The organism is Alteromonas sp. ALT199, from assembly GCF_018619335.1.
In the GTDB taxonomy this organism is placed as follows: domain Bacteria; phylum Pseudomonadota; class Gammaproteobacteria; order Enterobacterales; family Alteromonadaceae; genus Alteromonas.
Genome location: NZ_JAHHDX010000019.1, coordinates 1 through 5453 on the forward strand (window position 1 = coordinate 1; position 5453 = coordinate 5453).

The 5453-nt window shown below is 41.7% G+C and carries 5 protein-coding genes; 2 read left to right on the plus strand and 3 right to left on the minus strand.

Going from position 1 to position 5453, the window contains the following annotated elements; all coding sequences use genetic code 11:
- A partial coding sequence (locus tag KL866_RS02630; protein ID WP_214993174.1) for a sensor domain-containing diguanylate cyclase occupies positions 1-1501 on the plus strand: 1501 nt, incomplete at its 5' end.
- Positions 1502-1516: 15 nt separating this feature from the next.
- On the opposite strand, the gene KL866_RS02635 is transcribed toward KL866_RS02630, so the two are convergent.
- The gene (locus KL866_RS02635) at positions 1517-2290 is read right to left on the minus strand and encodes a CmcJ/NvfI family oxidoreductase (protein WP_214993176.1); all 774 of its coding nucleotides are present in this window, start codon (positions 2288-2290) and stop codon (positions 1517-1519) included.
- A 398-nt stretch (positions 2291-2688) separates the two neighbouring features.
- Between KL866_RS02635 and KL866_RS02640 the strand changes: the two genes are divergently transcribed.
- On the plus strand, positions 2689-3645 hold the full coding sequence (locus KL866_RS02640) for a 2OG-Fe(II) oxygenase family protein (RefSeq protein ID WP_214993178.1): 957 nt from the start codon (positions 2689-2691) through the stop codon (positions 3643-3645).
- 97 nt (positions 3646-3742) lie between these two features.
- Here the strand turns inward: KL866_RS02640 and KL866_RS02645 are convergent, their stop codons facing one another.
- Together KL866_RS02645 and KL866_RS02650 are read right to left on the minus strand one after the other, a co-directional pair.
- Positions 3743-4309, minus strand: coding sequence for a cytochrome b (locus tag KL866_RS02645; protein ID WP_214993180.1), 567 nt, complete (start codon positions 4307-4309; stop codon positions 3743-3745).
- Between the two features lie 198 nt (positions 4310-4507).
- Complete coding sequence (locus KL866_RS02650; RefSeq protein ID WP_214993186.1) at positions 4508-5308, minus strand: SDR family NAD(P)-dependent oxidoreductase; 801 nt, start codon at positions 5306-5308, stop codon at positions 4508-4510.
- Positions 5309-5453: the final 145 nt, after the last annotated feature.

Genomic DNA, 5453 nt, shown 5'->3' on the forward strand with positions numbered 1-5453 from the left:
TGAAAACGAAATAAACGAAGCCAACAGCGATATAGAAGAGCTTTATCAAACCGTTGGCGCAACCGCCTCCATCGCTGCTTTCTTAGAAGATGAAGACTTGGCCACAGAAGCTATTAATGGCTTAGTTAAAACTGACAAAATTTTAGCTGCCTCTATAAAAAGCGAAGCGCTTTACTATCAGGCAAATGTAAATGAAGCAATTAATAAAGAAACAGAGCCACGAGTATTTTTAGTAAGGCATCCCTTTATTCCGGAAGAAACGTTAGCTGAAGTTAACGTTTATCCCAATTTCGAGTACATCATTCACCAAGCAGAGAAAACGAGTACGGATAACAGCTATTCATTATACGCCGAAGCACTCGTTGTAGGCATTGTCGCTTTGATAATCACCTACTACATCATTATCTCTCCTATGTTGCGTGTAGGGCGTTCACTGCATAAGATTACGCCAGGTACAAATGAACGCATTGATATGCCCGATTATCACGCCAAAAGTGAAATTGGCGCCCTAGTACACGATACCAACCAACTGCTAAATAAAGTTGAAGAGCAGTTCACACAAGAACGTCAACTAAGAGAAGAAATAGAGTTTCTTGAAAAGCGATTTAGAATGCTGTTCGAGAACGCCAAAACTGCAACCGTTTTAATGGCTGGAAATGGCACTATAGAGCTTCGAAACGAAGCGTTTAATGATTTAGTAGAGAAGACGGGGCTTGGCATAAAACAAGGCTACGGCGAGTTGTTAGACGAACTATTCGAAACCCCCGTGGCAATGAAGTCTGCGCTTAAAGAAGCCTTCGCGCGAAAGGAGTTTGCTACAGGAGAGTACAAGCTAAAAAGTAGCGCAAATGACAGTGCTATTTGGGTTCAACTTATTGCTAGCCCGTTACTGACAGAAGAAGGAGAACGTTACTACCAGCTTACGTTAAATGATATTTCTAGTCGTAGGCAAGAGTTACAAAAGCTTGCGCTACAAGCAGATTTCGACGCCTTAACGGGTATCTATAATCGAAATGGTGGTGAGAAGCTCATTACTAAACTCATGAGAAAAGAGCATCAGTTTGCTTTAGCGCTTATCGACCTTAACGGTTTTAAAGCGGTAAACGATATTTACGGCCATGATGCAGGCGACGAAGTTCTCATTTTTGTTGCTGAGCAATTAAAAGAAAAAATACGCAAAAATGATGTCGCTATACGTTGGGGCGGTGATGAATTTATGTTGTTGCTGCAAGCTGATGACGAAGAGTCTGTTAAAAGGGTTATAGAAAAAGTAAATGCCGGCGTAAAACAACCTTTTTATTTTAATAACGATAGCAAGCCGACTGTGGTTTCAATGAGTGTCGGCGTGGCTTTTTACCCTCAAACAAGTCGCAATTTGCATGCACTGATTAAGCTAGCCGATATTGCCATGTATAAAGCAAAACAAAATAAGATATCGGCACCAGACGACTACCTTATCTTTGCAAACCAATGCCGGCTAGACGATGAAGATATGAGTTAGCGAGCCTTAAGTCCCCTAATACTTAACCAACATCCTACTTTCAATACTCTTGCGTACGATATTGTCGGCAGCGCCCTCTTCCTTCATATCTAAAGCACTGTGGGCCAAATGCGGTAAGCCTTTATTGTCGTATATATTAAAAATAATAGCTTCATCCACCTGCATTTTTGATTTGTAGAACCAACGATGTTGACGGTTTGCCGCCACGCCCAAAATCTCTCCCTGACGGTCTGGGTATTTTAGAGCAATAGTCATCCAGTCTTCATCGTTCATCGAATCTGGGCAAATAAAGCCTAACGGCGATGACATTATAGTGTCTTCTACCGGCCGCCAAATATTTACAAAGCCAAAATGTCCCTTGTTGTACTCGGCCGCTTTTTGTTCGCCCACTAAGTCAATAAGGCGTTGTTGAATTCCTTTTTCGCTGTAATCGTTATGAACATTTCTGGCTGGACGTCGAGAAGCGCTTTCATCGTCTATACGAATGGTATGGTCAAACACGAGTACATCTTTTGCTCTGACATGTGTGGACAGCAATGTTTGAATTTCTTTGTTGTACACTTGTTCTTGTTTAGCCGTGAACGGATAAGCCACCGCATTCAGTTTTTCTAGAAAGGTTATTCCATGGACCTCAAAAACCGTGTTTGTTTGGCTTTCTCTAAGGTCGCAAACGTTAACACCCGTTGTATCTAACTCAGGCGAGACCAAATTGCCGTCTATACCGTCCACATCAAATTCAAAAGCCTGAGTAAAAGGCTTTTTCACATGATAATTTACAGATGCATTCATATTGCTTCCCCGAAAAAGTAAAAATCACCGGAATACTGGGTTCTGAAACCTACCCAACCCGTTTAGGGGGCGAACTATACCCGTAGCAAAAAATATGAAAAACCACTTACAGACTGAAGCAGTATTTAGATTATGTTGATAATCTCCTTTTCGCTAGCACTCAACATATTCTGAAAGCAGTTAATAACTAAGAGGCAGATAAACTGACCGTTAGTTTTCTTCAACTATAAGCGTGATCAAGGCTGTGAATGTCTCATTATCAAATTTAACTAAATACTGACTCAATAAATAACGCATTTTTATATTTTTAAAAGTGGAATATTCTTCAATCATCAAATGACACACAACCTAACAAGTCTCTTAGGATTGGTCGTGACACAGAAAATTGGAGATCAAATATGTCTGATGTAAAAAGCTATGTAGAAACCACTGGTACTGAAATAGAGTCAGTAGGAGCGCTGCAACACGCTCGTGCGCTTACCCTTCCTTCAAGAGATGAAATGCTTAAACGAGCACCGTCTGTACAAAGATTTTGGGACACAAACCGTTCGCTATTAGAAAAAGCATGGAAAGAGTGGGATGTGCAAAACGAGCCATTAGTTGAGTGGGTAACCGAAAGTTTGATAAGCGAACCACTTCGCAATGCTGTCACGCTAGCATGGGAAGACCCAGCTAAAGAACAAGCAGTGGCAGATTTGTGGGAGGAAGTCGTGCCAGGTGTATACCAAGCTCAGCTCTTCGATGTCGACAAACTGCAATTATTGCGAAATTATCTAGACGGTGTAGCTGATGCGGGTATTCCCCTTCGCCCTCCTTATGGTATTGCTTTGAATCGCAACGGCGGCATGCTAGACGCGCGCTCTGAAGGGTATTTGGCAGCGCCAACGTTCCAAGACTTTTATAACGTGATCATGGACAAATACATGCGTCCTATATCCCGCTTATTGTTCCCTGAGGTCATGGGGTTCGATAGCCAAACCTTCGGATTTTCAATCCAATATCAAGAAGGTATGGATACATCGCTTCGCCCGCATACTGATGCGTCTGCAGCGACAATGAATGTAAACCTTAACGTGCCAGGGGAAACCTTTAAAGGGTCGGAAGTAGACTTCTTTAATCAGAACACGGGAAAAGTGACACGTACGGTGTTTGAACCTGGTGTTGCTATGCTGCATAGAGGCAGCGTACCTCACGCCGCACAGCCTATTACTGGCGGCAGTAGAACCAATATGGTGTTGTGGTTATACGGCGATAGTATGCAAATACCACGAGGCGCTTTGCCAGCATCGAAAGCTGATGCAAAAACAAGATGGTCGGTGCCTCATACACCAAAAGATGGGTTCGCGCCTTTTTAATATTAAAAAGCCGAGTTATTAAGTAACTCGGCTTTCAATTTCATGTTGTATTTATCTTGGTGACACATTGGAGACATGTGTTTAAGCGGATCACACTTTAATCACCAATTGTTTTACCCAACATACGCTTCAACGTTCCATCTTTATCGATAATATGATGCTTAAGTGCGCCAGCAATGTGTAGCACTAAAGCAACAATTACAGTGTAACCAAGGTAAAAGTGAATTGTTCCACCTAGCTTTGACAGTTCATAATTAATTGGCAAGGTTTTTTCTGGGTCTTCCACACTAAAGTTTTGCGCGAATACTTCCAATCCGAACACAGATAACCCGTGACCTCCAAGGACAGACGTCATTAGCCCTGAAATAGGCATCATTAGCGTAGCGATAATTAACACCCAGTGAACAATTGAAGCGAGCTTATGTTCTATTGGCTTATAATTTGATGCTGGGCTGGGCCAGCCATTTTTTATACGCCAGACAACTCGCACTAAGGCGACAATTAATACGAGAAAACCAAATGCTTTATGCCAATTAAATAGTGTATAGACATTATTCTCTGTCATGTAAATGCCCGTAGCGAGTAACCCTATTATAGTTAATCCCACCAGCCAGTGTAAGAAAACCGTAGTGGCTGCAAACTTATTGTGACTATCGAACTGCATAGATTTTTTCACCTTTATCATTTTTGTTGAGCACGACATTATTCGTAATGCGTCATCCAGAAATAAAAAATTCCCTCACTCATTGTGAGGGAATTAATAGAGGTAGCCAAGCAAATTCTGGACCGACTAGCAAAGGCTAGCGCGTTGCTTGCGCTTAAATCAGACCGTGTTTAAGAATGAAGAAAAGACAAAGACAAACTAATGCGCTGCAATAAGAGCATCCATTTCCGCAATCAGCGCTTTTACGTGAGAAGGGTTATTAGCAAATGGATGCGGCGCAGCGAACGTGTTGTGGTCATTATCAAAATACTCTCCAGCGACATCTGCAAAGCGAGGAGAGAACGCAGCATCCATAAATACTTGCGCCCCTATTTTTAAGTCGCCACCAGCGATACCATAAGCAGATTTAACCATTTTGCTGCCTAAAAGAGACTTAGGGTTCACCGAGACCATCTTCGGGCCATTATTCAGATATTTTTGACCTAAAAACTGGGTCCACATAGTAATGGCTAATTTACTTTGCGCATATGCTGCGCCGTCAGACAACTGAGTTTCGCCTTTGAATGCCGAAAGATTAATAGGCGCTTGCGCAGCAGAAGAAACGTTTATTATTCGGCTTTGCGCATCCATCACATCAAGTAGGGCTAATGTAATCATGTAAGGTGCAATAGTATTTACCATAAAGCGAGCATCTAGCCCCGCAGCAGTTACAGGGTTTTCCATAGAAAATACGCCGGCATTATTTATAAGCACATCTATATGCTTGTTTTTAGCTTTCACTTGTACGGCAAACTGCCTTACTTCATCAAAAGAAGAGAGGTCGGCCTGTACAACAGAAAAGGTACTAGCTGGGTACTGCGCTTCTAACGCTCCCTTAATATTAGCTAATTTTGATTCACTTCTACCGTGAACAATAATATTGTGGCCTTCCTTTCCCAACATCTTCGCAGTTTCTAAACCTATTCCGTCTGTTGCGCCTGTTATTAATACTGTTTTCATTGTCATTTCTCATCGGCTAATACTAAATTTAATTTACGGCTGTTTGCCTTTAAAGCAACGATAGCCTTTATCTTAGATTAACAATCAAACTTCCTTTCGATAATAGTAACTTTGGTTAAAGCAGCTTCAATAGAATCTATATAAT